This window comes from Nostoc sp. TCL26-01 (genome assembly GCF_013393945.1).
Taxonomy (GTDB): domain Bacteria; phylum Cyanobacteriota; class Cyanobacteriia; order Cyanobacteriales; family Nostocaceae; genus Trichormus.
On record NZ_CP040297.1, the window covers coordinates 5,262,178 to 5,286,452 of the forward strand.

Consider the following 24,275-nt stretch of genomic DNA (forward strand, 5'->3'; position numbering starts at 1 on the left):
TGATTATCTACTAAAACACTTAAAAAAAGCATAATTTTTATTAAAGACCAATACCTGGGTAAAATTACTATATTTTTGGCTTTTTAGGGTCAATTTTTCCATTAAAGCCACGGCTTCGCAATAGAGATGCGAATTAAGTGTCTCTCAAAACCATCGATATGGCTTGTTTATAGCAACTAAAGTAAGAAACGAAGAGCATTCATTTTCTTAATTTGAGCAGTAGATATCATTTTTATTATCTGTTGTAACAGGAAAGAATCAAACTACTCCCCATTTTTTTGATGGGATAGCTTAAGTCCATTAAAATAGGCTATGATGTTCAGTCTTTTTGAGAGGACTTTAGCCATGAGTCAGGGATTTACAATTCTTGACTGACAGGCGGTTTGAACACTCATGGATACTGCCGTGTCGTCACTCACTTATTTGTATCATGATTAAAGTGAAATGGTATTACTGATTGTCAGGACAATGTGTGTATGTTAATTTAGAATTAGAGAGAAAGTATAACTAAAACGTATGAGCCACTTCAGTGAACCTAGAACTGAACGGATTGATATCCGTACTAGCTCTAGTGTTAAAAAGCTTTTACAGCAAGCAGCAGCAGTAAGTCATAAAAATGTTAGTGAATTTTTACTTGAACATGGTTTGCAAGCTGCACAAGACACTTTAACGAATCGAAAGCTTTTTGCGTTGAACGATGAGCAATGGCAAGCCTTTCAAGATGCTCTTGATGCTCCATGTGTTGAAAAACCACGTTTACGTCGTTTGTTAACTGAGCCTAGCGTATTTGAATAGTCTTGTGGTGTCTAACAATTTATATATCGCTAAATTAACAAAATCCCATAATCTAAAAAACTTTGATTGTGGGAATTTTGATTTAAATAATTATTTGAGCAAATATGCTTTAAAAAATCAGCAATCTGATAGTTCGACAACCTATATTGCTTGCTCAGACGATAATGTAATTGGTTACTATACTCTGACTGTAGCATCAGTTATTCAAGAAAATGCTCCACCTCGTATATCTAAAGGTTTACCAAAATATCCTATACCTGTTGCTTTATTAGCTCGGTTAGCAGTAAGTAAAGAATTTCAAAAAAAAGGTATAGGGAGAGGATTACTAAAAAACTGCTTGATTCGCGTCAATGAAGCAGCTGATCTGATTGGTATTCGTGCATTATTGGTTCATGCGAAAGATGAGAAAGTGCGTGACTGGTATCAACAATTTGATTTTGAACCTAGTCCAACAGATCCATTGCATTTATTTCTGATGTTGAAGGATATCCGCACTATTTTAGAGAGCTAAAAAGGAAAAACACGCTCCATTTGTATAGTTGTTAGTGCAGTACATAAATCCTTATAACAGTGAAGATTGACATCAAAAATAGGTAGTCAGTGATGAAGAGTGCTGAGTATCTAAGTGCTGAGTAATTTTTATTTTCCTCATCACTCAGCACTGAGTTTAGTAAACAAGCAACTAACAACTAACCACTGACTACTGATAGTCTCAATTCAATGGTTCAACTATGCTCCTTAAGCCACTGCTATTGAGGATCTTCAGCATTTCGTCGGCGTTATAGCGGTTGCTAAATACTCCGGCTTGCATGACTCTACGTCCTTGCCAAATAGTAGAAAATGCCCCAGGAGCAAGGGATTTGACTAATTCTTGCTCTTTTTCGCTTGCTGCTTCTACTACCACGCGGTAACGTACACCTGCTCTCGCAGATAATAAATCATTGCCACCATAGCCTGTTAGCTGAGATTGGGGTACTGTCACTTTTCGCATATTCCGAGTGTTTCCCAGAGGAATGTTATTGGTAGGCACAGGTAGAATGGCTGTATCTCCTATGGGTGTAACTCTAGATGGCGATGGAGATATGTTTGTCGGCCAGGACAATTCTTGTGTAGTCACGGTTTGTTCTGGCTGTTGTGCTTGGGGTGCGACAAATTCAATTGTGTTGGGATCTATTCGCACATGATTTAGTTGTGTTACTTGAGATGGTATGGATGGTAATGTCCTAGTTTTTCTGGTGGTGGCTGAGGGTAGATTATTGGGGATATCTTCGTTTGTGGTTTGGCTGGGGATGGGTGCTGGTGGTTGTTGATTGTATCTGGGTATGGCTAGAGGGATTTGTGCTGCTCCTAGTGGTGGTAATTGACTGTTGCTTTGATTGGGTGTGAGACGCTGACGAGTCTGATTGGTATTATCAGGGATGTTAGGAGCAGCAAATGTAATTTCTCCGTTGGTGGGGATGGTCTGAAGTACAGTATTAGGTGTAGCCGCAGGTTGAGAATTATTGACTATGGGTAAATCTTGAGAGGTGAGAGCTAACTTACCAGCGATACGCTGACTAGATAGAGTGTTCCCGATCGCCGGAATTATTTGTTTGGCAGTGGTAGCATTAATGTCATAACGGGTATTGTTACGAAATTCGTTGCCTCCTGGTGTGGTAGCATTACCCAAATCTGGTACAGCTTGAGCGATCGCTACTAAACCATCTTCTTTACTACCTTGAATTAAATTATTCCGTAAAATTGGCCGAGCATTACCTTGGACGATAATCCCTGAGCGATTATTTTGAATTTGATTAGCTAAAACTGCTGGCGCAGAGTTTTGGGTAACGTTAATTCCAAAACCTGTTTCCGCAAAAATGTTTTCCCGTATTTGTGCCTGGGAAGTACCGCCAATAGTTATACCATTGGCTCCGTTGCGATAAAAATAATTCTTAGTAATTGTCGTAGTGCTATTACCAGTAACAGAAACACCATCTTGGGTATTACCTGTAAATGTATTTTCTGTAATCACTGGATTACTTGCTTCAATCCACAAACCATAACCACGGGGATTGGTGTTAGTTATTGTTACTCCACTCAAACTAGTTTGATTAGCACCCACAATAGTTACGTTCTGTCCACCAAAACTGCGGCTGAGGAATTGTCCCCCACCTTGAATGGTAATCCCTTGTCCTTTGTTGCTGGTATCTCCTTGCAGAGAAACACCCGGTTTGAGCATCAAAGGAAACACTTCTCCTGTTTCTTGACTGTAAATACCAGGAGCCAGCCTAATCACTGTGTTAGGGGTAGCTATTCTCAGCGCTTGAGTAATTGTCTTTAAGGGTGTTTGCTCGCTACCATTGCCAGTACTGTCATCTCCGACACTTGGGTTGACAAACAGTACATTAACCTGAGACATTGTTGTTTCACTCAGGGGCATCTGAGCCACGGCAATATTCGCACTTGTACTTAATATTGTTATGCTCGTGACACCGACAGTAGATAATAGGGATAGTCCAAAAACTGCATATCTTGCTAATTCTAGAGAAACTAGCCTGATTTGCCAGAAGTTTAATTGACGATGTTTAGACCAAATGGGGGAAATCAACTTCACACCACTCCTTAAAAAGTAATAATAAGGTTCGGACTCGCAAATATTCAGTATGTCGATAATGTTATCCATTATCTTGACCTATTGGCTATTTTTAATACAAAGTAATTAATGAAGGGAGTGGGGACTGGGTGCTGGGGATTAGGTGGCAAAGTAGAAAAATTGCTGATTCCCTACTCTCAACTCGCTATGTAAATATATGATACAAAAACCGTTGCAAATATGAGAGAGGCTGGCTATTACGATGAAAGCATCACTAATGGGGTAGTTGTAATGGTCGAGCCATACAGCCAACACAAACAAACTCAGCAGGTTGTTTACCGCATATTAGATGCTAATCTAGATCGCGCTCGTGAGGGCTTGCGGATTATTGAAGAATGGTGTCGTTTTGGCTTGAATAGCGCAGAGTTGGCAGGGGAATGTAAGCACCTGCGTCAAGAGGTGGCTAGTTGGCACACAGCAGAATTACGCGCAGCACGAGATACGCCAGGCGATCGCGGTACTGATTTAAGCCATCCTCAAGAAGAACAGCGTTCTAGTATCAAATCTTTGTTACAAGCAAATTTTTGCCGTGTCGAAGAAGCTTTACGGGTGTTGGAGGAATACAGCAAGCTCCATAATCCAGACATGGGAAAAGCTTTTAAGCAAATGCGCTATCAGGTTTACACCCTAGAAACAAATTTAATGGGTGATCAGCGTCACCATCTACTGTGGCGATCGCGTTTATATCTCGTCACATCCCCCTCAGAAACTTTATTGTCAACTGTGGAAGCATCTCTGAAAGGAGGATTGACATTAGTGCAATATCGTGATAAGAACACAGATGATTTTTTGCGTCTGGAACTGGCAACAAAACTCCGCCAATTATGTCATAGTTACGGCGCATTATTTATTGTCAATGACAGAGTAGATTTAGCCTTGGCTGTAGATGCTGACGGAGTGCATTTGGGACAACAAGATATGTCAATTGCGATCGCCAGACAATTACTTGGCCCCCAGCGTTTAATTGGGCGTTCGACTACTAACCTGGAAGAAATGCAGCAAGCAATTACTGAAGGTGCAGATTATATCGGTGTAGGGCCAGTATATGAAACTCCCACAAAAGCAGGTAAAGCCCCAGCCGGCTTAGAATACGTCACCTACGCTGCTCAAAATAGCTCAATTCCCTGGTTTGCAATTGGGGGAATAGATGCCAATAATATTAATGATGTGATTGATGCTGGAGCCGAACGAATCGCAGTAGTGCGATCGCTCATGCAAGCTGAACAACCCACTCTAGTAACCCAATATTTACTCTCCCAACTCAATCGGATTAAACCAGAAAATTAATTTAGTCATTAGTCATTAGTCAATGGTCAATGGTCATTAGTGAAAGGTCGCAATTAATACAGTTTACTTATTTGACTTTTCATCTGTTAATTACGAATTACGTTAGCGTAGCGTTAGCGAGTCCTCGAGCGTCATTACGAACTACGAATTAATCTCATGTCTTATGCTATTACTCTCCAAGTAAATGGAGAAACTCACAATTGTTTATCTCAAACTCCCTTACCCGATGTACTCCAGCAGTTAGGTTTTAACCCGCGATTGGTGGCGGTAGAGTATAACGGGGAAATTTTACACCGCCAATTTTGGGAATTAACAAAAGTACAATCAGGCGATCGCTTAGAAGTAGTTACCATTGTTGGTGGGGGATGAGTGATGAGAGTGCTGAGTGAGGGAGTGTTGAGTGCTGAGTGCTGAGTGAGGGAGTGAGGGAGTGCTGTTAGCGGAACCGGGGCAATGAGCAGCGTCCTGAGTGAGGGAGTAATAAGTGGTGAGTACAAGACCAATGACTATTGACTAATGACCATTGACTAATGACCATTGACCCTTACCTATTGCCTCTCTTCCCTAACCCACTCATTTTTGTATAGAGAACGGTGTAAACTTTTCCGCTTGGCTAGTTCTTTGCCTTGACGACCGAGTTTTTCACGTAATTGCTCGTCTTGACACAATTGTTTGAAAGCTTGAAGAACTTCGTAACCAGATTTAGGATTTACCAGTATGCCGTTTTCGTCGTGGTGGACTACATCGATTACAGAGGGATGGCGAGAAGCAATGACGGGTTTACCAAAGTAACTTGCTTCTAAGTAGGCAATGCCAAATCCTTCTATGCAATTAGCTTTAGTGGTTGGCAAAGTCAGCATAGCAAATATATCGCAAGCTGCATAATAGCTAGCCAATTCTGGTTGAGCTACATATCCAGCAAAGTGGACTCGCTTATCTACCCGCAAGCGTTCTGCTAAAGATTTTAGCTCAGATTCACAAGCACCTTGACCACAGAGTATGTAGTGAACATCGATACCAATAGTTAAGAGTAGTGGTAAGTTTTCAATAACACGCTCAAAACTTTTTTGTTTGACTAAGCGACCTACTGAGAGGATAACGATCGCTTTTTTAGGAATATTATAAGCTTGACGCAGGCGATCGCCTAATTCATCGAGATTTTTACCATTGCTGGCCAAGCCAAATTTCTCTGGCCTCACCATCGGTTGAATTACATGAGTAGGGGTTTGCAACCGAAAGGTATTTCGCAGATAATCTTGTGTTGATGAACTGTTACAGACAATGCCTTCGGCGCGTGATAGGGTTAATTTAAATAGCGATCGCCATAAAGGATTACGTAAAGCACAGGCGAAATCGTTACCATGCAAGTAAATAAAAAAGCTAATGGGTAAGATATAGCTCAATAATAAAAGTGCGGGAAACTCATAGCCATGTCCCCATTCAATATAACGGTAGTGATAACGAAAATAGAGTTTAATTGCTAGCCCAAATGAACAAATTAGATTAAAGAGAGGCTGTAAATAACTTCCTAAGAAACTACCTAGCCAATATTTAGGATTTGGCCAGCGATACACAGGAAATTGTTGTCCTTGGTCAAATACTGTATCACCTGCACAACTAGCCGTTAAAACAATTACACGCTTTGGATCTTGAAGACAACGATTGTAGATATATTCTCCAATCACAGCTTCTTTAGGCAAGAAAAGACGCGATATAACGAGAATATCTGGGTATGCAGTTTCTTCTCTAATTTTTGTTGCTAGTTGTGAGATATTTTCCATATTAATTTAATTAATTTAATACCAATAAGTTGGATCTTCTAAAGCGTTTTGTGATAAATGCAGGCTATGTACTTAACCAATTTCATGTTGGATAAATAACATTTTTGATGGCTTTACTGAGTTTTTTTGGCTCTGTATCTAATTTTCTCCTCTTTTTTAGGTTTAGCCAACACCTTGGCTCAAAAAAACTAAGTACTTAAAGATTCTTTTCAGAATTTTTTACAAACTGTAATTAATTGATGTATGGCTGATGCACTTGTAGTTTTTTGCGTCTTTTTATCACACATGACCATGAGAATCATTCTTCCAGAGTCTCAGGTAAGGACGAATATTACAAAGGTTATAGCTATATTTTAGAATATGAAATATGGTAGTTTTCTTATTAATTTCGTGAAGTGGTTGTTAATTATGTGTTTCGATTTGCCATGCTAAAATCAACACATAAAAAACTAAAATGTGTCAATTATATTTGTATTTTTAAATTAAAAACTGCTGCAAATTTTACGAAAATACTACTTAATGAAAGATGAAAAAGGATGTAGGGGTGTTAAGGGATAGAGGTGTCAAGTCAACACCCTCACCATTCCCACACCCTTACTGAGTAATTGTTAATTCATGCCAAAATTCCCTTTGAGAAGATAACTTTTGAGGTACGGTTATCTACTACAGAAATCCCCCTGCGGTTTGCTGTCTACCCAAGGTAAGACGCGGTAAATTGAAGATGTACCGGAAACGGCTGCCTTTAATCAAAAACTGCTAGCTAATGGCGGAATAGCATTACCAGATAAACTTCTCATGCCGCCAACAGATAGAAAAATTTGGATAACTAATAGCGTTTTTCTCGCAAATGTGACTATGCCTAACAAACTACAACAAACTATCAAACCTCTCATAAAAGCTGTCTTCGCCCTTGGCCTGGTGTTAGTTTTGGCATTAGGTCACGCTGATGGTGCATTAGCGGCTCGGAGTGGTGGCAGAATTGGCGGTGGCTCCTTTAGAGCGCCTTCTAGCCGGACATACGCCCCCCGTTATGCGCCTCCTGGCGGTGGGTATTATGCGCCCTCTCCTGGTGGTTTTGGCTTTCCCTTCTTGCTGCCTTTTTGGGGAATTGGCGGAGGATTTGGTGGTTTATTCACTATCTTAATATTTTTGGCGATCGCCAACTTCCTGGTGCAAACTTTCCGTCGTGTCTCCAGTGGTGAAACTGAAGATACTGGTTACAGCAGTAACCCCACCGTCAGCGTGACTCGCTTGCAAGTAGGATTACTAGCCCAAGCACGGGATTTGCAACCCGAACTCAACCGCATTGCAGAAACTGCTGATACCAATTCCCCCGAAGGACGTGCAGAAGTACTGCAAGAAACTAGCCTAGCTTTGCTGCGTCACCCTGAATACTGGGTATATGCAGGTGCTGGAACACAACAAGCAAAGTTAAATTCAGCCGAAGCCCAGTTTAATCGTTTAGCTTTGGCAGAACGCAGCAAATTTAGTGAAGAAACTCTATCTAACTTCAACAACCAGCTAAAAGCAGCTCAGACTCAAGATGCTTTACCGGGAACTGGTGAACTCGACAACCCAACCCGACTGATTACCGAAGGCCCTGGCGAATACATTATCGTCACCTTATTAGCAGCCACATTGGGTAAGTTTGAACTACCAAAAGTCAACAGTACTGATGAATTACGTCAAGCCTTACGACAAATTGGTAGCATTCCCTCGGAACAACTCTTGGCAATTGAAGTATTGTGGACTCCCCAAGCTGAAGGTGATACCCTAACTTCTGACGATTTATTTGCCGAGTATCCTGATTTAACACTGGTGTAAGTATTAGTAGGTTGAATTGAGGCTTTGGGTAACCCAACACCTTGATCTATGTTGGGTTGCGCTGCGCTTAACCCAACCTACTGACCATAGTAAAATGTGACAGATTTAGATAAAATTAACCGCACATGGACGTAGATAGACGCGGATGATAATGCAACGTGAGTTCGACAACTTTTTTTGACCTCTCCCCCAGCCCCTCTCCGACGCGGAGAGGGCAGGGTGTTTTCATACGAAAAAAGAAAAATACATACATCTTGATTTGTCGCTTTGTAGCAGAAGTTTTGACCCCTCTCCAAACCTCTCCCCCACGGGGGGAGAGGCTTTGAAACAAAGTTTTGTTTTTTCTCTGTTTGTATGAAACCACCCTGCGTTGTAGCAACTGGCGTGAGAGGTTTGGAGAGGGGTTTTTTCAGCCGTCGAACTCACGTTAATGCAGTATTTTAGCCTTGCCACGCTACTAGAATGGAGATAAACTTTGCCGAAGAGGATGTTTAAAAAGCATCATTGCTAACATCAAAGAAATTATTCATCTACACGTTGAATATTACCTATTTTGATCCAACCTTCTTGTTTGCTATCTTCAGTACGAATTTTGACCCAGGTTTTATCTGAGTTTTCTTCTAAAACTATAATTTTTTCATTAAAACCCACCCCACCAATTCGTTCAGCATCTTGAGTGGGTTCGGCTCGCAAACTCAAACCTTGAGACCAAGTAACCCGTCCTTTATAAGCTCCTTTTGGCAGTGCGTCTGGTGTTTCTGTGGGAGTAGGGGAAGGTGTGGAACTAGGAGAAGCACTAGCTTGACTCTCAGATGTCGGTGTGGTTTTGTCTTCTGGCGAATTTGGGTCTTTGAGTGCGGGACTATCGTTAGCATAAATCGGTTTGGCAGGAGGTATGGCTGTTCTATTCATGAAGTAGAGCGCCACAGCAACGCCACTACCGACTAAAATGGCGATCGCTAGGAAGAACCCCAATATGAACTTTAATAAGCCAGAAAACATATTTAACACCTCATTACCAATAGTCAATGGTCAACTGTCAATGGTCAATAGTCAATAGTCATTGGTCAATAGTCAATAGTCAATAGTCAATAGTCAATAGTCAATAGTCATTGGTCATCACTCAGCACTCAGCACTCAGCACTCATCACTCAGCACTCCCTCACTCCCTCACTCCCCATTTCTCACTTAGCGTAGCTTACCAAAGCTATCACTTAAAGGACTGTGTTTCGAGGCTAGACGCGCTCTTCCTGCCGCGGCCCATGCTTGTAGTTGTTGGATTTGTTCTACAGCTGTTCTGGCTAGAGGGATAATTTGACTGGCGGCTTCTAAAATATCATCAGTGCCAAAATCGCGGTTTTGACTAAAGCCGATGTGCATGGCTTCAATTAAAGTTTGTTCAATCTCTGCACCGGAAAAATCTGGTGTTTCGTATGCTAGACGGTCAATGTCATAATTTTTTAAATTGTGGGGACGTAATCGGGATAAATGTACTTGAAAAATGGCTTTTCTCTCGTCTTGGGTGGGTAAACCAACAAAGAAAATCTCATCAAAACGCCCTTTACGCAGCATTTCTGGTGGTAAGGATTGGATGTCGTTGGCGGTGGCGACAACAAATACTGGGGAGGTTTTTTCTGCTAGCCAAGTAATAAATGTACCGAACACCCTGCTAGTAGTTCCAGCATCGCCTTTACTACCAAGTCCAGAAAAGGCTTTATCTATTTCATCAATCCATAAAACGCAGGGTGCAAGGGCTTCCGCTACTTGTATCATTTGGCGAGTGCGTGATTCTGATTCACCGACTAAACCAGCAAATAACCGTCCCACATCGAGACGTAGTAGAGGTAAATGCCAATGATGTGCGATCGCTTTTGCTGTTAAAGATTTACCAGTCCCTTGAATACCCACCAGTAATAAACCTCTGGGGTGCGGTAATCCGTACTGGCGCGCTCGTTCTGTAAATGAACCGCCCCGACGTAGTAGCCAATCTTTGAGATTATCTAGTCCACCGATATCAGAAATCTGCTCAGTGGCTGGATAAAAGTCGAGGATTTGGGTTTGACGGATAGTTTGACGTTTTTCCTCCAAAACTAAATCTACGTCCTCTGGCTGCAATTCTCCGTGGGTGGCGATCGCTTTTGCTAACACCCGGCGAATTCTTTCCATTGATAGCCCTTGACAGGAGCGTACTAAATCATCTAAGACTTTGCTAGCAAGAGAGTTACCTGTGCTTTGCAATAAGCGTTCTATCTCAGTTTTAATTTCTGCACCATTGGGTAAAGGAAATTCCACAATTGTTAAGACTTCGGTTAAATCGTCAGGGATGGCTATTCGTGGCGACAATAAGACAATATTTTTGGGTTGTGACTTCAGGAGTCGGGCTAGGTTGCGGAGTTTGCGAGCGATCGCCACATCATCTAAAAACCGATGATAGTCTCGTAAAATTAAGACGGCTGGTGCTGAGGCTGGTAATTTTTCCAAAAATTCCAAAGCTTGTAAGGGATTACGTCGTCCAAATCCCGCATCATTGGGATTGCCCTGGTAGCCATCGACAAAATCCCAAGTATACACTGGGCGATTTCCTTGATTCACTGCTTCTTCCCGAATCGCTGCTTCTACCCGTTCTTCTTCATAGGTGGGGATATAAATCAAAGGATAACGGGCGCGGAGTAGCAGTTTAAACTCTTCACGAAAGTTCATATATAGCGGTTATTAGTTAGTTGCTCTTGATGGCAATGTACAACTTTCTCTAACTAAAATCTCATTTGTATCTCATTAAACTCTTCATTGTCAGAGAAGTTTAGGGGTTTAGGAGTTAGAAATAAATAAACTTCTATACCTTGAAGACTGTCATTTTTTGCTTATGACAGGTGAGAAAATTTAAAATTAAAATATATCACCATCTTAATTAAAGATCAGATTTTATGAGCAACGAAGAGAGCGTGAATAGAATTGAAGACCAACTAATTGATATGCGTTTAGCAGTGAGCGCTCTTTTAGAAACCGTCACTCAGCACCAGCGTAATTTTGAAACTATTCAACGCAATTTTGAAACAATGCAGCGTAATTTTGATACCGTATTTACAGAAATTAGAGATATTCAGGTAGAAATTAGAGATATTCGGGTAGAAATTAGAGATATCCGCACCGATATGCTGCACATTCAAACAGAAGTTAGAGAAATCCAAACAGAAGTTAGAGGTTTGCAAACTGAAAATCGGCGGATTCTCGACATCTTGCAAAATCGTCCCCCACAAGATGAAAATTAACTCAATTAAAACACCTAACTCCATCCAAACTCCCCGTTCCTCTGCGCTTACCTCCTCTCCCCTCTGTCTTGAAAAGTTGAACCACTGCTTTGGACGGGTTTCCCGGCTTATAGCAAGTGGCGTTCCTACGGAGGGAAACCCTCCTTCTCCTACGGAGACGCTACGCGAACAGAACTTTTCGCTGCGTTAAAAAAATGCCCAATCAATTACTTTATCCTGGTAACTGCTTCTTCAATGAATCTAACCCAGACCAACGCTTATCAATTAACTGATCCCCACTCACCGTATCACTACTTAAAATACCTGGACAATTGAGGTCACATAATTGACGCTGGGGTAATGCCAAACACATCTGCTCATATAACCATTCACTCGGATAAAAATGACCATTGGGTGAGATAGTTTCCACCAAATCCTCTACAGCTATTTCCCTTTCTAGAGGCAAATCTTGCTCTTGTTCGGCCGCTTCATCTAACCAGATAATTTCTTGAGTCTTCACTGCCAAACGATGATTGTACTGCTGTAAACAACGATTACAGGTACAAGTGATAATTGTTTCTACCTTAGCTGACACTTCCAGATAATTACCATGATGCTGGACGCGGACAAGTCCCCGAACTGGTGTCAACGTCTCTAACCCAGGTAGAAATTCTTGCACTTGGACTTCCTCTGTGCGTTCCGATGCTCTGGTTAGCTGCGGAATAAAAATCGCGTCCATAGGATTTGCGAAAATTCATAATAAAAACTTATGTTAATCATCAGCAATCCTGCTGATGATACATTTTTAAGTTTAGCTCTTAGAAAGAATAAATATTCTATGCTGGCTGAACTGTATTATATTTTGTTGGCGATCGCTGGTTGAACAACCAAGTGGCGATGGGGTTCTTTACCGCGACTGAAGGTTTCTAAATCATCAAAGTCTTTCAAGAAGGTATGTATTAAACGGCGTTCCGCAGAACTGAGGGATTTGATTTCTACTTCTTGACCGGTAGAACGTACTTCCTCGGCGGCGGCTTCGGCAATGGCTTGAATTTCTGCTTGTCTTTTGACGCGATATCCATTCAATTCCACAGTGTAGGAAGCTTGTCCTTCTGGGGATTGATTGATATTCAGAGTCGAATTAGCTAAATATTGAATTGCATCTAGTACAGAGCCATCAGCACCGATTAAAGTTTGAATTTGCTCTGGAGTTAAGTTAGCTGTGTTAATTGTCAACCAGTAACCATCTGTCTGGTGGGAATCATCATCATGAGATTGGTGAGTTTCTAAACTACCATCAATCTCAGTAGATATCCCAGTGAGTTCCAGCAGTGATTTTAACCACTGCTGACCTCGCTGCATGGGATTGTTGCTCATCTATCAACCTGTGGTCTTTTTCTTAGAACTTTTTGGCTCAAAAGGTAATGATTTTTGTTCTGCTACCGTTTGTTTTTCCTGAGTTTCTACAATTTTTTGTAGTTCTTCTGGTAAAGCTTCACGGGAGAGGATGTAGGTTTGGAGTGTTTGGAAAATGTTGCCAATCACCATATACATCAATACCCCAGCCGGCAAGGGGAAGAACAAAAACATCCCAGAAAAGATCACAGGCGTAATTTTGTTGACTGTATCTTGTTGGGGATTACCGCCACTGGAGTTTTGTCCGGAGAGTATTTGGCTCACGTAGAGACTGATACCAAAGAAGACAATCATTGCCACAATATCCCAATGGACTTTACCATCGGGGTCAATTGCACCGACTCTACCTAAAGCATCAATAAAGAGAAATCCTTTGTCTGCTGCTAGTCCGGGAATTGTCCCTTGGATGGTGACATCTCCTGGCTGTAAGGCTTCTATGTTGCCTTCAGCATCGATTTTCACTCTCTCTTCGCCCTTAGTAATTTTCCATTCTGGAGTCAATTTAGTGTCTGGGTGTTCTGCCAACAGAACTGGAAATGGCTTACCTTCTAGGGTTTGATATTGAATTTTGGTTTTTTCTCCCACAGCTAACTTACTACCACTTGGTAGGATAGCTGTGACTTTGGTGTGTTCCCCATCAGCAATGTAAATGTTTTGCGGGGGAGTAGCAAAGGCTAGAGGTTGAATTTGTTCGATTTGCTCGGCAGGGACGATTTGCAGGTTAACAGAGTAGTTAACGCCTGCAAACGGGGAACCCCGTAAGGTGGCGAATAGAGCCAATAAGACTGGCATTTGTAGCAGCAGGGGTAAACATCCCGCCAAAGGATTACCAAATTCCTTTTGGACGTTCATCATTTCTTCTTGCTGCTTTTGCGGATCATCCTTATAGCGCTCTTTAATTTCTGCCATCCGCTTTTGCATCAGGGGTTGCACAATTCGCATTTTCCGCATATTGCGAATTTGTCCAGCACTCAGGGGATAGAGCGCGAAGCGGATTATCAATGTTAAGGCAACGATCGCCAATCCATAGCTAGGCACAATACTATAGAACAAGTCTATGATTGGCAGCATTACGTTGTTCGAGAGAAACCCGATACCAAAATCCATTATTCTGAATTCAACCTGAGTTACTGTAATTGGAACTGAGTCTAATTTATCTAAATCGTGATGACTATGGGACTATGCTTTGCTACGGATAGCCGCACACCCAGGGGAGTTGTGAGTGCTGAGTTGTGTTAGCGGAAGCGGGGCGTTCAGCCCGTGCTGAGTGCTGAGTGCTGAGTTGTGATTTTTCTTTTCTCCTCATCTCCCCATCTCCCCAGTCCCCATTGCCCCTTATCCCCAGAGGGGGCCCCGAGTTCCCCAGTCCCCATTTTCTACTGAGGAGTGTATTGAGGATTTTTGGCCGCAACTTTTTCGTTAATGTAATCATACATTTGGCGGAAGTTGGGAACAGCGCGCATTTCCAACCGACTACCATTTCTTAAAGTCACTACCATGTCACCCCAGATACCAATACCACGGGGAATTTTCACCACTTTGGTAATCTCTGAGTAGATTATGTCTGTGCGATCGCGTCCCATCCAACCACCCATGACAGAAATGCGGCGATCGGTGATGCGGTAGCGTAACCATAATGCTCTGACAATTGCCCCAACTGTCAATGGTATACCCACAACAGTTAGCCCAATCAGTATATTTAAAATCAGATCCCCAATGTGGGGGCCGCCTTCATAATAAATTTCTTCACGAATGCCCATTTAATACCTCAGCTTTTGCCAACAACTGCTCTAATTCTTGCAGAAATTGTTGGCTTCCGCACTTAGATTCTGCGGCGATTGGTTTCACAATTACCACCAGCTTCCATCCTTGGGCTAATTTCGGCAATAATTGCTGAAATGCCGCCGTAATTTGTCTTTTTAGTCGGTTCCTCACGACTGCTTTTTTACTGACCTTGGTGCTAATGGAAACACCGATAAGGGTGCTACTGAGATGTTGTTCGCCAATAACTTGGGGATCTTTACTAGCAGTATCCCCAGAATTAGCTGGGGAAGAAGACGGTTTCAACGCTCGCAAGGTGAAATGAAAGCTATGTCGTCGCATTCCTTCCCGGAAAACTGCCTGAAAATCATGGCGGGATTTTAGTCGATTTGCCTTGGGCAAAGCCACAGCTACCTTGAAGACTAAAACTTCTTAAACACTCAAACGATGCCGTCCTCTACTTCTTCTGGCTCTGATGACGTTTCTGCCATCAGGTGTCCGCATTCTCGCGCGAAATCCAGAAGTTCTTTTTCTTTTGCGATTTGTTCCACCCAGGGTTCTTTGCATAGTCTTTTCCTCTTAGACGATTTTTTTAACAAAAACTCACAATCTGATATTTTATCACTAAAACCTGGAAATGAAAAATGTTACTTATGAGATATTCTCAGGCCTTGTGTATAGGGTTTAACTTTAAATGTGAATCTTACTGCTCAAATCCTGCTAATTTAGTCAAGCAAACATATGACTTGCCAAACCAGATTAAAATCAGCCTCAGTTATGGCGATCGCTGCTGTAACTATGGCTGTAGTTAGTAGTGAAGCGCATACTGCTCAAGCTGCCGTTTTTAAGTACAATTACACTGGTGTTGTCACACAACTTTATGGAGGAGGTGAATTATTACCACCAGATGCTGATCTCAGAGGCACTAAATTAGGTGATCTAGTTAGCGGTAGCTATACTTATGATGATAGTGTTTTAGCCACAGGTTACAGCAACTCTGCTCTGTTAACAGAGTTCACATATAGGCTGGAATCAAGCAATGGCGAAACTACTTTTTATACCTTAAATAACTTTTTAGGACAGGCAACTAACGGTATTGTTGATCTGACTACTGGAGACATTGTAGTCGGCGTTAATTTGGCATACAATCCTAACCCCATATATGGGGGAATTTCATCAGAACAGGGTATTTTGTACTATGGAGTGAGAAATACTGCTGTTGCTTCTACTTTCGAGACATTCCCTGTATTCACGGCTACACAATCAATCCCAGAGGCTTCTTCTACATTAGCTCTGTTAGTTGTGGGATTATCTGGACTATTTTCTTGGCATCGAGTTGCCAAAAATATGGTAAATCCATAAATTATCTTCTCAAATTTATCGGGTGCGTCTTAATTTCTTGGTATTTTCCAGTTCACTGTGATCAAATCAGTTATGAGTTAATAAACACTGTTCACTGTATTAATGACGCACCCTACATATGCTCTAAGAAATACTCACAATCCAGGTTCCCACGTAACGAAGTAGGGGAACATCACCTGGAGAGAGAACTTGACAGTTGAAGTAGAATGTTCCCCCTGATGATGGATTTCTAACGTTAGATAGAACTAATTCAACTCTGCTACCTGCGGGTACTGGTTCTTCGGGAAAAATTTCTAGTACACGTCCTTCTTTATCCCATTTGACTTCAGATAAAGGAACCTTTTTACCTCTAACTTGTACTTCAATATCTTTGGTATCAAAAGTGCCTTTGTAATAGTTAGGATAGACAATCACAAATTGAGCAACCGCCAATTTCATCTTTTGAGCAGGAATCCTTAATCTGTAGCGATCCCAACCATCAGTTTGTCCACCAAAATCTAAGCGGAAGGGCAGTTGATTATCAGGTTTAACACCGCTAAATAGTGTAAATCCGGGTAGACTCTGCGCTAAAGTTATTGCTGGTAAACCAGTTAATACACAGCCTGTAACAGCTAAAGCAGTAAGTAAACGTCGCATAATTGGCTCCTCTACCAACAAACAATATTTTTTTGATTAACATCACAGGGTTGACGCAAGCAAGAGAAAGCTAATTTATCGAAGCAGGGGATGGGTGTGTACTTAGTTAAAACCCTTACAGCTACTAACAATTAACAGTCTATTTACCTGTGTCTCATGTTACCGAGATTTGGTGACTGTGAGAGATAAGACGTTTAGTTTTAGCAAAAAGTGCCATTTTGCCGATAGTCAACAGTATGAGTGAAAACACTGGCGATGAAATTAGATAGAAACACAGATGATAGTTGATTGTATTGCTAAATATGTATAAGTGTATCTTAATTCATGCTGTTTGTTATAAAAATTGAGCTATGTAATTAGCGATCGCCTGTTAACTTGAGATAAATTGATAAAAATTGCCGAAAATTACATCAGTAAATCATTAGAAAATAAGTCGCACAGCAGCAAAAACCATCGAGCTAGAAAATTTACCTATTTGGTTGAATATTGCAATATGTTATGAAAAAGCAACCCCAGAATTTTTCAATCCCGAAAATAAGCTAAAGACAACGATAAAAATTGAGTTAACAAAATAAAATTGGCAATATGTGAAGCTATTGGTAACCGTTAGCAAGTGTGACATTTACCAGGCACGATACAAGCCTTTTTCGGGGGCAACACCAAAGGGAAGGAAAGATTTTTACATTCAATCTGACAAGAAAAACAATCTCTCAATATTTCCCTAGTATATTTCGGCGTAAATTAAGTCATCCATTAGAAATGTCTCAAACCCCTTATGGAATGTTAATTACGTAGCTGGCTTTCTTTGGCTACGCCACTCTACTGTCAATGGAAGCGTACGTCTATCTAAAGGTAATTACGAATTACGAATTACGAATTACCCACAGGTTTAGTACATTTCTGATGGGAAAAGTTGTAGTTATTGCAGAGATTAGGTATTTATCTTCAGGAGATTTCATGAGAATAGCAGTTGCTAAAGAAATAGAAGTTTGTGAACGGCGTGTGGCATTAAATCCTGACACCGTTGCTCGATTAGTTAAGCAAGGTTTGGAAGTATGGGTAGAAGCAGGTGCAGGAGAGCGCTCTTTTTTTAGTGATGCTGCCTACGAAACAGCAGGAGCCACAATTATTAGTGATTCTGCTAAATTATGGGGCGAAACAGATGTTTTATTGAAAGTCAGTCCTCCTCAAGAAAGGGAAGATGGACGTTCCGAAGTTGATTTACTGCGGGAAGGGGCTGTATTAATCAGTTTTCTGAATCCTTTGGGCAATCCGGTGGTGGCGCAGCAGCTGGCAAATCGCCAAGTCACAGCCTTGAGTATGGAGTTGATCCCCCGGACTACCAGGGCGCAAAGTATGGATGCTTTGTCCTCTCAAGCTTCGCTAGCAGGTTATAAATCAGTATTGATTGCGGCGGCAGCACTACCAAAATATTTCCCCATGCTGACAACAGCCGCCGGCACAATTGCCCCAGCTAAAGTATTTATTATGGGGGCTGGTGTGGCAGGACTGCAAGCGATCGCCACCGCCAGACGCTTGGGTGCAGTGGTAGAAGCCTTTGATATTCGTCCGGCTGTGAAAGAAGAAGTGCAAAGCTTAGGGGCAAAATTCGTCGAAGTCAAGCTGGAAGAGGAAACCACAGCCCAAGGTGGCTACGCTAAGGAAATTTCTGAAGCCAGCAAACAACGCACCCAAGAAGTTGTCACCGAACACGTCAAAAATGCTGATGTGGTGATTACAACTGCTCAAGTTCCTGGCAAAAAAGCTCCTTTGCTAGTCACAGCCGAAATGGTTGCCCAAATGAAACCCGGTTCAGTAATTGTCGATTTAGCTGCCGAACAAGGTGGTAACTGCGCCTGTACTGATCCCGGTAAAGATATTGTCTGGAATGGTGTGACAATTATCGGGCCGATTAATCTCCCTTCATCCATGCCAGTCCATGCCAGCCAACTCTACTCCAAAAACTTGACATCTTTATTACAACTGTTAATTAAAGACAAAGCCTTACAAGTAGATTTTTCCGACGACATCATCGATGCCGCTTGCATCACCCACGCCGGCGAAATTCGCAACCAGCGTGTCAAGGATGGGTTACAGGCTGCGGTAGTTGGGTAATAGGTAATGGGTAACAGGTAATAGGGAAGATAAGTACCTAATACCCATGCCCAATTGCCAATTACCAATTACCAATTACCAAAAGGAGTTTTAAATGACAGAAGCATTACTTGCGGCTTTGTTTGTATTTGTGTTGGCATCGTTCACTGGCTTTGAAGTCATTAATAAAGTGCCACCAACTCTACATACACCCTTAATGTCTGGCTCAAATGCCATTTCGGGGATCGCGGTGATTGGGGCAATAGTCGCTGCCGGTGAGAGAAACACAAATTTATCCGTAATTCTCGGTTTGATTGCCGTGATTTTGGCAATGGTTAACGTTGTTGGTGGTTTCCTTGTGACTGACAGAATGTTGCAAATGTTCAAGAAAAAGGAGGTTAAGGCGTGAGCGACTTTTTACCAACCGGGATTCAACTGACGTATTTAGTCGCTGCATCCTTATTTATCCTGGGTTTGAAAAAACTGGGTTCGCCAGCGACAGCACGTAATGGCAATGTGGTGGCGGCGGTGGGAATGCTGCTAGCAATTGTTGCCACAATGCTAGATCAACACGTCCTCAATTATGAAATGATTTTGTTAGGCTTGGCGATTGGTTCAGCTATTGGTGCGATCGCCGCCTACAAAGTGCAGATGACAGAAATGCCGCAAATGGTGGGTTTACTCAATGGTTTGGGTGGTGCGGCTTCCGCTTTAGTTGCCGTTGCTGAATTTTGGCGCTTGTTAGACGCTGGTGCGCCTGTACCCATTGATGTCAACATTTCCATGTTGTTGGATGTGTTAATCGGTGGTGTCACCTTCACAGGTAGTTTTCTCGCCTTCGCTAAATTACAAGGTTTAATTAGCGGTTCCCCAATTACCTTTCCTTTCCAACAACCATTTAACCTGTTATTGCTGGGTACTTACATCGCTGGTAGTGCCTATTTAATCATCACACCAGATAGCTTACCTGTATTCTTAGCAGTGGTGGCTGTTTCCTTGGTGTTGGGTGTGATGTTCGTCATCCCCATTGGCGGCGGTGATATGCCCGTGGTCATTTCCCTGTTAAACTCCCTATCAGGAATTGCGGCGGCTGCGGCTGGTTTCGTGGTGATGAACAATATGTTAATCATCGCCGGTGCATTGGTTGGCGCATCTGGTTTAATCTTGACCGAGATCATGTGTAAAGCCATGAACCGTTCCCTGTTTAGCGTCCTATTCAGTGCCTTTGGTACAGGGGGAAGTGCTGCTGGTGGCGGTGCTGGCGGTGCAACAGATCAAAGTGTCCACAGCATCGATCCCGAAGAAGGGGCAATGATGTTGGGTTATGCTCGTTCTGTAGTCATCGTTCCTGGTTATGGCATGGCAGTAGCTCAAGCACAACATAGTGTGCGAGAATTGGCAGACCAACTAGAACGCATGGGTGTTGATGTCAAGTATGCCATTCACCCCGTTGCTGGCAGAATGCCCGGACACATGAACGTGTTGCTGGCTGAAGCCAATGTGCCATACACCCAGTTGTATGACATGGAAGATATCAACCCCCAATTTGAACAAGCAGACGTAGCTTTAGTCATTGGCGCAAACGATGTAGTAAATCCGGCGGCGCGGACTGATACTGCTAGCCCAATTTACGGTATGCCCATTCTCGAAGTAGATAGGGCAAAACACACCATTGTGATTAAGCGCGGGATGAGTGCCGGTTTTGCTGGTGTAGATAATGAGTTGTTCTACAAAGATAAAACCACAATGTTGTTCGGTAGCGCCAAGGATATGGTGGCGAAGTTAGTTTCGGAAGTGAAGCAACTTTAGATAGATTGTAGGGGCATAGTATTACTATGCCCTTATTTTTATACTGTAGGCAGTTGGTTTGTTTTGGGATTTAAAAATTTTAAGTTAAGCTTTTTAATTAGATTTTAAACTTTAATCATCTTCGTTAAGACGGTTTAAAAATTGTTTCCATCTAGACTCAAGTGCTAACTGACTTGGTTTATATTTAGAGCATCTAAGTTTTCTACCATCCAATTTTTGATAATTAGTTTCCATAGCTTTTGGATGAAACCTTACTTCTAAAGATTCTGGATTAATACCCAATAAATTAAGATCAAATAAAGTATGTAAATCTGCGCGTAATAAAAGACCATTATCAGTATGATTATCTTCATCACCACGATATGGTGAGATATGAGCAGCTTCTAGAACATCAAGTAGTTTAATCCCAGTAATCATACATTGGTCACCATAGCATTGACGTAACAAGTCTCTAAATTTACGCTGTCCACGACGTTCTTTAATTTGCCGAAAAACAGTTTCACGTCTATCTTTCATTATAGGAATATATTCAGAAGCTTCATCACTTTCAATATATTTATAATCATTGTTGTCATTAAGTAATTTAGCAACCGCAGGAGCGTTTTTGATTAAAGTTTCTTTAATTTGCTGTAAATCAATTATTTTCATAGACATCTGTCCTTTTTTTCGGCAGGCGTTTCGTAAAATGTCCATGCCAACTGCCCCTTTTGTTGCTACAAATGTATCACCAAAATAGGCATCAAATTTTGTACAGCTTATAGCATCTTCTTTGGGTCTATCAAAATCAAAACCACAATTGTAACAATGAAAAATAGGTTTCTTTATTTTTCGTGGATTAAAATGTGTTTCAAGACATGAAGGACAACGGGATAGATTTTTTATCCCTGCATAGCTCCTTATTAATTCAATTCTAGCAACACCAATAAGTTGCTTTTTATCACTTAATAGAACTAGATCACCTTTAGCAATTCTACGACAATTCTGTACCTCGTTATCATACTTATATACTGTTGAAATTTCGTCAGCATAACCATTATTGCCACCATGTTGTCGATCATCACCAGAACTTATTAGTAACCATGCTCTAGGTGTTCTATGCTCAGAAATTAATTGTACCATTGGAAAACTCTTTGTCTTAGTGGTCGTTATTGTTAGAGTCCCCAAAATAAGATGAAATTTAAGTGCATGGGGCTGTTCTTTTGCACCAAACGCAGCAATATATTAGTATCTACCAGATAGCTCATAACATTTCATCTTCTCTGGTGTAAATATTCTCTCGACTAATCGCCGCATCTGAAAGTGGTGGTGCTAAAGTAAAAGCCGGACTGTTTATTAACTCTGTGAAGATGTTTTCCCATTCTTCCTGGTTTGATACTTGATAAAAAGATGGTTTTTCTTGATTAATTAAGCTGTCTTCAATCAAAGATTCGAGATAAGCTTCTACCGATAAACCCTGTGTAGCAGCTTGAGCAATAAGACGAGCTTCAATTTCTGGTTTTAATTGTATCTGTATAGTCATTTTTTGTTGCCTATAATTTAGATATTTTAAGAAAAATCTTCTCCTTCTAAATCCGCAAAGACATTTAATTCACCATCGGGTGCATAGTCTGCAATAGCTGTGATTGCGGCTAGGGCTAATTGTTGTTTTTGCTCATCTTGAGTCAGTGAGTGTTTCTCTTGCAGAACTAGTTTCAACGCTGACTCAGCTATTGTCAGGCGTTAGCGTAGCTTACCGTAGGTATCGCTTACACTTAAGTTTGGCAATGCTCGAATAATATCCTGGATTTTCATGACTTTACTTAGCGCATAACTCATAACAATCTTATTGGTTATTATTGTATGTGAATATGTAAATGTGAATCAAATCCTTGTCTTGCTGGTGTTATGATTGACGCACTCGCAACGGACAGCAAAATTGAGCAATTGTTGGAAAGCAATTGCAATTAATTACATTACACCGCTTCTCTTCTTCTGCGCCTTTGCGGTTCGTAAAAAAAGCGTAGGCGAAGCCCGCCGAAGGCATCGCGTGCAAATCGTCACCGTGCGATTATGATTAATTTGGGAAGAAGTCTAAATCTAAGGTTTCATCAACAGAAAAAGGATAGTCTTTAGGAAAAATAGACAGAGGAAGCCCTGTTTCAATAGATGCTTCTTTTCTAGCGTGTTGGTAACAACTGTCAAAAACTTCCATGTAATAGTATTTTAAGCTAGGACTATCTACAAATGCTTCTTGTAACCTTTGACGATGTTCATAGATTGTATATAACCAGCTATTGGATCGGTTTTGGGGTTGAAATTTGTATTTGAGAAGGTGCATTAAAAGCACTCTAAGATTACTCCTTAAAGCATTTTTATCACTTCTTCCCATACTTTCAATTTCTTCAATTAAATTTTCTAATTCTAATTCTAAAAACTTTTTATTTTTTAATAAATCAACAGTGTATTCTAACCACAAGTGATAATCTTGTGCATAAAGACTATTTGTTTTAGGAACAGATTGATTGCTCATAATCTTTTACTTTATCGATATATAATTTTAACATTGTTGGAGGATTTAGTCGAAGCTTTACTAGATTTCTCCACTGAAGCTGATTTAGTGGATTGGTTGCAACATCAGCAATAAAATTGTATTCTACCAAGCGATCGCTCTGTCCTTCCTCTGTGTCCTCTGCGCCTGGAATGGTTCGTTAAAAAAAGCGATCACTAATTTGTTAAGTCATGGAGATTACGTTAAACTCTACTCACACAGCTTTATATATAAGAAAAAATTGGTGATCATACTAATTCCACTTTATACAGCTTTCCTATTTTTCATGAGCATCTCTTGACAAGGATAAATTATGACCCAATCCTTAACAAAACCAATAACTTTCGATGACTTTATCGCTTGGTATCCAGAAAATAAAGGACAACACTATGAATTACATGATGGAGAAATTGTAGAAATGCCTAAGCCAACAGGCAAACATTCAAAAATAGCTGGGTTCATCTCTGGTAAACTATTTATAGAAATTGAACGCTTGCATCTGCCTTATTTCATTCCAAAAGAATGTATTATCAAGCCAGCAAAAGAGTCGGGATATGAGCCTGACGTAATCGTTTTAGATGAGCAAAAAGTTAGTAGTATTGAACCTAGATGGGAGAAAGAATCCATAATTATATCGGGAACATCTATTCCTTTAGTAGTAGAGATTGTTTCTACTAATTGGGAGGATGACTACGCTAGAAAATTAGAAGATTACGAATTATTGGGAATCCAGGAATATTGGATTGCAGATTATTTGGCTTTAGGTGGTAGGAAGTTTATTGGCAATCCCAAACAACCAACTTTTTCAGTTTGTTCCCTATTTAACGGTGAATATCAGGTTAGTCAGTTTAGAGGTAATGACAGGATAATATCACCTACTTTCCCCGAATTAATTTTAACTGCTGAACAAGTATTTCAAGCAGGTAGAATCAATTAGTTACAGCTAGTTACAGCGATTACAAAGTGCGATCGCTCCTCTATCTTGGCGATTTTTAAAAGCGATCGCTAGGTTCATTTTCTAACTTTCTTGCCATTCTTTAGCATCAATAAAGATAGACAGATGTTTTTTATTACTGGTGGCAATAATAACCTCATGCCCGTAA

Annotated in this window: 27 protein-coding genes; 12 read left to right on the plus strand and 15 right to left on the minus strand. The window is 41.1% G+C overall.

Annotation, left to right across the window (positions count from 1 at the left end):
- The first annotated feature begins 516 nt into the window (after window positions 1–516).
- Together FD725_RS22700 and FD725_RS22705 are read left to right on the plus strand one after the other, a co-directional pair.
- Complete coding sequence (locus FD725_RS22700) at window positions 517–795, plus strand: DUF1778 domain-containing protein (protein ID WP_179050242.1); 279 nt, start codon at window positions 517–519, stop codon at window positions 793–795.
- A 4-nt stretch (window positions 796–799) separates the two neighbouring features.
- Window positions 800–1,306 carry a GNAT family N-acetyltransferase gene (locus FD725_RS22705; protein ID WP_179050243.1) on the plus strand — a complete coding sequence of 169 codons (507 nt, stop codon included), beginning with the start codon at window positions 800–802 and terminating at the stop codon, window positions 1,304–1,306.
- A 201-nt stretch (window positions 1,307–1,507) separates the two neighbouring features.
- Here FD725_RS22705 and FD725_RS22710 read toward each other — a convergent pair whose 3' ends face one another.
- Window positions 1,508–3,457 (minus strand): DUF1565 domain-containing protein, encoded by a 1,950-nt coding sequence (locus FD725_RS22710; RefSeq protein ID WP_179050244.1) that lies wholly within the window; start codon window positions 3,455–3,457, stop codon window positions 1,508–1,510.
- A 150-nt stretch (window positions 3,458–3,607) separates the two neighbouring features.
- Between FD725_RS22710 and FD725_RS22715 the strand changes: the two genes are divergently transcribed.
- Window positions 3,608–4,714 carry a thiamine phosphate synthase gene (locus FD725_RS22715; protein ID WP_179050245.1) on the plus strand — a complete coding sequence of 369 codons (1,107 nt, stop codon included), beginning with the start codon at window positions 3,608–3,610 and terminating at the stop codon, window positions 4,712–4,714.
- Window positions 4,715–4,870: 156 nt separating this feature from the next.
- On the plus strand, window positions 4,871–5,083 hold the full coding sequence (gene thiS, locus FD725_RS22720; RefSeq protein WP_179050246.1) for a sulfur carrier protein ThiS: 213 nt from the start codon (window positions 4,871–4,873) through the stop codon (window positions 5,081–5,083).
- Window positions 5,084–5,262: 179 nt separating this feature from the next.
- Here the strand turns inward: thiS and FD725_RS22725 are convergent, their stop codons facing one another.
- Window positions 5,263–6,495, minus strand: a complete 1,233-nt coding sequence (locus tag FD725_RS22725) for a glycosyltransferase family 4 protein (protein WP_179050247.1) — start codon at window positions 6,493–6,495, stop codon at window positions 5,263–5,265.
- A gap of 855 nt (window positions 6,496–7,350) precedes the next feature.
- Here FD725_RS22725 and FD725_RS22730 point away from each other — a divergent pair.
- Window positions 7,351–8,319 carry a DUF1517 domain-containing protein gene (locus tag FD725_RS22730; RefSeq protein WP_179050248.1) on the plus strand — a complete coding sequence of 323 codons (969 nt, stop codon included), beginning with the start codon at window positions 7,351–7,353 and terminating at the stop codon, window positions 8,317–8,319.
- Between the two features lie 522 nt (window positions 8,320–8,841).
- Here FD725_RS22730 and FD725_RS22735 read toward each other — a convergent pair.
- Window positions 8,842–9,321 carry an SH3 domain-containing protein gene (locus FD725_RS22735; protein WP_179051653.1) on the minus strand — a complete coding sequence of 160 codons (480 nt, stop codon included), beginning with the start codon at window positions 9,319–9,321 and terminating at the stop codon, window positions 8,842–8,844.
- Between the two features lie 186 nt (window positions 9,322–9,507).
- A complete protein-coding gene (locus FD725_RS22740; RefSeq protein WP_179050249.1) occupies window positions 9,508–11,019 on the minus strand; it encodes an AAA family ATPase in 1,512 nt (503 codons plus the stop codon).
- A gap of 224 nt (window positions 11,020–11,243) precedes the next feature.
- On the opposite strand from FD725_RS22740, the gene FD725_RS22745 reads away from it, so the two are divergent.
- Entirely contained in the window at window positions 11,244–11,588 is a 345-nt protein-coding gene (locus tag FD725_RS22745) for a hypothetical protein (protein ID WP_179050250.1), read from the plus strand.
- Between the two features lie 211 nt (window positions 11,589–11,799).
- Here the strand turns inward: FD725_RS22745 and FD725_RS22750 are convergent, their stop codons facing one another.
- The 6 genes from FD725_RS22750 to rpmH form a co-directional block, all read right to left on the minus strand.
- Complete coding sequence (locus tag FD725_RS22750) at window positions 11,800–12,306, minus strand: DUF177 domain-containing protein (RefSeq protein WP_179050251.1); 507 nt, start codon at window positions 12,304–12,306, stop codon at window positions 11,800–11,802.
- 116 nt (window positions 12,307–12,422) lie between these two features.
- Complete coding sequence (locus tag FD725_RS22755; protein ID WP_179050252.1) at window positions 12,423–12,944, minus strand: R3H domain-containing nucleic acid-binding protein; 522 nt, start codon at window positions 12,942–12,944, stop codon at window positions 12,423–12,425.
- 3 nt (window positions 12,945–12,947) lie between these two features.
- Window positions 12,948–14,090, minus strand: coding sequence for a membrane protein insertase YidC (gene yidC, locus FD725_RS22760; RefSeq protein ID WP_179050253.1), 1,143 nt, complete (start codon window positions 14,088–14,090; stop codon window positions 12,948–12,950).
- Between the two features lie 269 nt (window positions 14,091–14,359).
- Window positions 14,360–14,743: a PH domain-containing protein gene (locus FD725_RS22765; RefSeq protein WP_179050254.1), complete on the minus strand. Its 384-nt coding sequence runs from the start codon at window positions 14,741–14,743 to the stop codon at window positions 14,360–14,362.
- Entirely contained in the window at window positions 14,730–15,152 is a 423-nt protein-coding gene (rnpA, locus tag FD725_RS22770; protein ID WP_179050255.1) for a ribonuclease P protein component, read from the minus strand. The genes FD725_RS22765 and rnpA overlap by 14 nt, the downstream gene beginning before the upstream one ends.
- Before the next feature lie 24 nt (window positions 15,153–15,176).
- Entirely contained in the window at window positions 15,177–15,311 is a 135-nt protein-coding gene (rpmH, locus tag FD725_RS22775; RefSeq protein WP_179050256.1) for a 50S ribosomal protein L34, read from the minus strand.
- A gap of 174 nt (window positions 15,312–15,485) precedes the next feature.
- On the opposite strand from rpmH, the gene FD725_RS22780 reads away from it, so the two are divergent.
- Window positions 15,486–16,106 carry a hypothetical protein gene (locus tag FD725_RS22780; RefSeq protein WP_179050257.1) on the plus strand — a complete coding sequence of 207 codons (621 nt, stop codon included), beginning with the start codon at window positions 15,486–15,488 and terminating at the stop codon, window positions 16,104–16,106.
- Window positions 16,107–16,229: 123 nt separating this feature from the next.
- On the opposite strand, the gene FD725_RS22785 is transcribed toward FD725_RS22780, so the two are convergent.
- Complete coding sequence (locus FD725_RS22785; RefSeq protein ID WP_179050258.1) at window positions 16,230–16,742, minus strand: DUF2808 domain-containing protein; 513 nt, start codon at window positions 16,740–16,742, stop codon at window positions 16,230–16,232.
- Between the two features lie 957 nt (window positions 16,743–17,699).
- Here FD725_RS22785 and FD725_RS22790 point away from each other — a divergent pair.
- From FD725_RS22790 to FD725_RS22800, 3 genes are all read left to right on the plus strand, one after another.
- Window positions 17,700–18,857: a Re/Si-specific NAD(P)(+) transhydrogenase subunit alpha gene (locus FD725_RS22790; RefSeq protein WP_179050259.1), complete on the plus strand. Its 1,158-nt coding sequence runs from the start codon at window positions 17,700–17,702 to the stop codon at window positions 18,855–18,857.
- 94 nt (window positions 18,858–18,951) lie between these two features.
- The gene (locus FD725_RS22795; protein ID WP_179050260.1) at window positions 18,952–19,245 is read left to right on the plus strand and encodes an NAD(P) transhydrogenase subunit alpha; all 294 of its coding nucleotides are present in this window, start codon (window positions 18,952–18,954) and stop codon (window positions 19,243–19,245) included.
- A complete protein-coding gene (locus FD725_RS22800; protein WP_179050261.1) occupies window positions 19,242–20,645 on the plus strand; it encodes an NAD(P)(+) transhydrogenase (Re/Si-specific) subunit beta in 1,404 nt (467 codons plus the stop codon). Before FD725_RS22795 ends, FD725_RS22800 begins: the two co-directional genes overlap by 4 nt.
- A gap of 111 nt (window positions 20,646–20,756) precedes the next feature.
- On the opposite strand, the gene FD725_RS22805 is transcribed toward FD725_RS22800, so the two are convergent.
- From FD725_RS22805 to FD725_RS22820, 4 genes are all read right to left on the minus strand, one after another.
- Window positions 20,757–21,764: an HNH endonuclease gene (locus FD725_RS22805; protein WP_179050262.1), complete on the minus strand. Its 1,008-nt coding sequence runs from the start codon at window positions 21,762–21,764 to the stop codon at window positions 20,757–20,759.
- Between the two features lie 121 nt (window positions 21,765–21,885).
- Window positions 21,886–22,164: a hypothetical protein gene (locus tag FD725_RS22810; RefSeq protein WP_179050263.1), complete on the minus strand. Its 279-nt coding sequence runs from the start codon at window positions 22,162–22,164 to the stop codon at window positions 21,886–21,888.
- A 26-nt stretch (window positions 22,165–22,190) separates the two neighbouring features.
- Window positions 22,191–22,340 carry a hypothetical protein gene (locus FD725_RS32670; protein ID WP_256871715.1) on the minus strand — a complete coding sequence of 50 codons (150 nt, stop codon included), beginning with the start codon at window positions 22,338–22,340 and terminating at the stop codon, window positions 22,191–22,193.
- Between the two features lie 358 nt (window positions 22,341–22,698).
- On the minus strand, window positions 22,699–23,154 hold the full coding sequence (locus FD725_RS22820; RefSeq protein WP_179050264.1) for a DUF29 domain-containing protein: 456 nt from the start codon (window positions 23,152–23,154) through the stop codon (window positions 22,699–22,701).
- Between FD725_RS22820 and FD725_RS32675 the strand changes: the two genes are divergently transcribed.
- Entirely contained in the window at window positions 23,101–23,268 is a 168-nt protein-coding gene (locus FD725_RS32675) for a DUF4351 domain-containing protein (RefSeq protein WP_256871716.1), read from the plus strand. The two genes, FD725_RS22820 and FD725_RS32675, sit on opposite strands and share 54 nt — an antisense overlap.
- A 217-nt stretch (window positions 23,269–23,485) precedes the next feature.
- Complete coding sequence (locus tag FD725_RS22830; protein ID WP_179050265.1) at window positions 23,486–24,109, plus strand: Uma2 family endonuclease; 624 nt, start codon at window positions 23,486–23,488, stop codon at window positions 24,107–24,109.
- Window positions 24,110–24,275 lie beyond the last annotated feature (166 nt).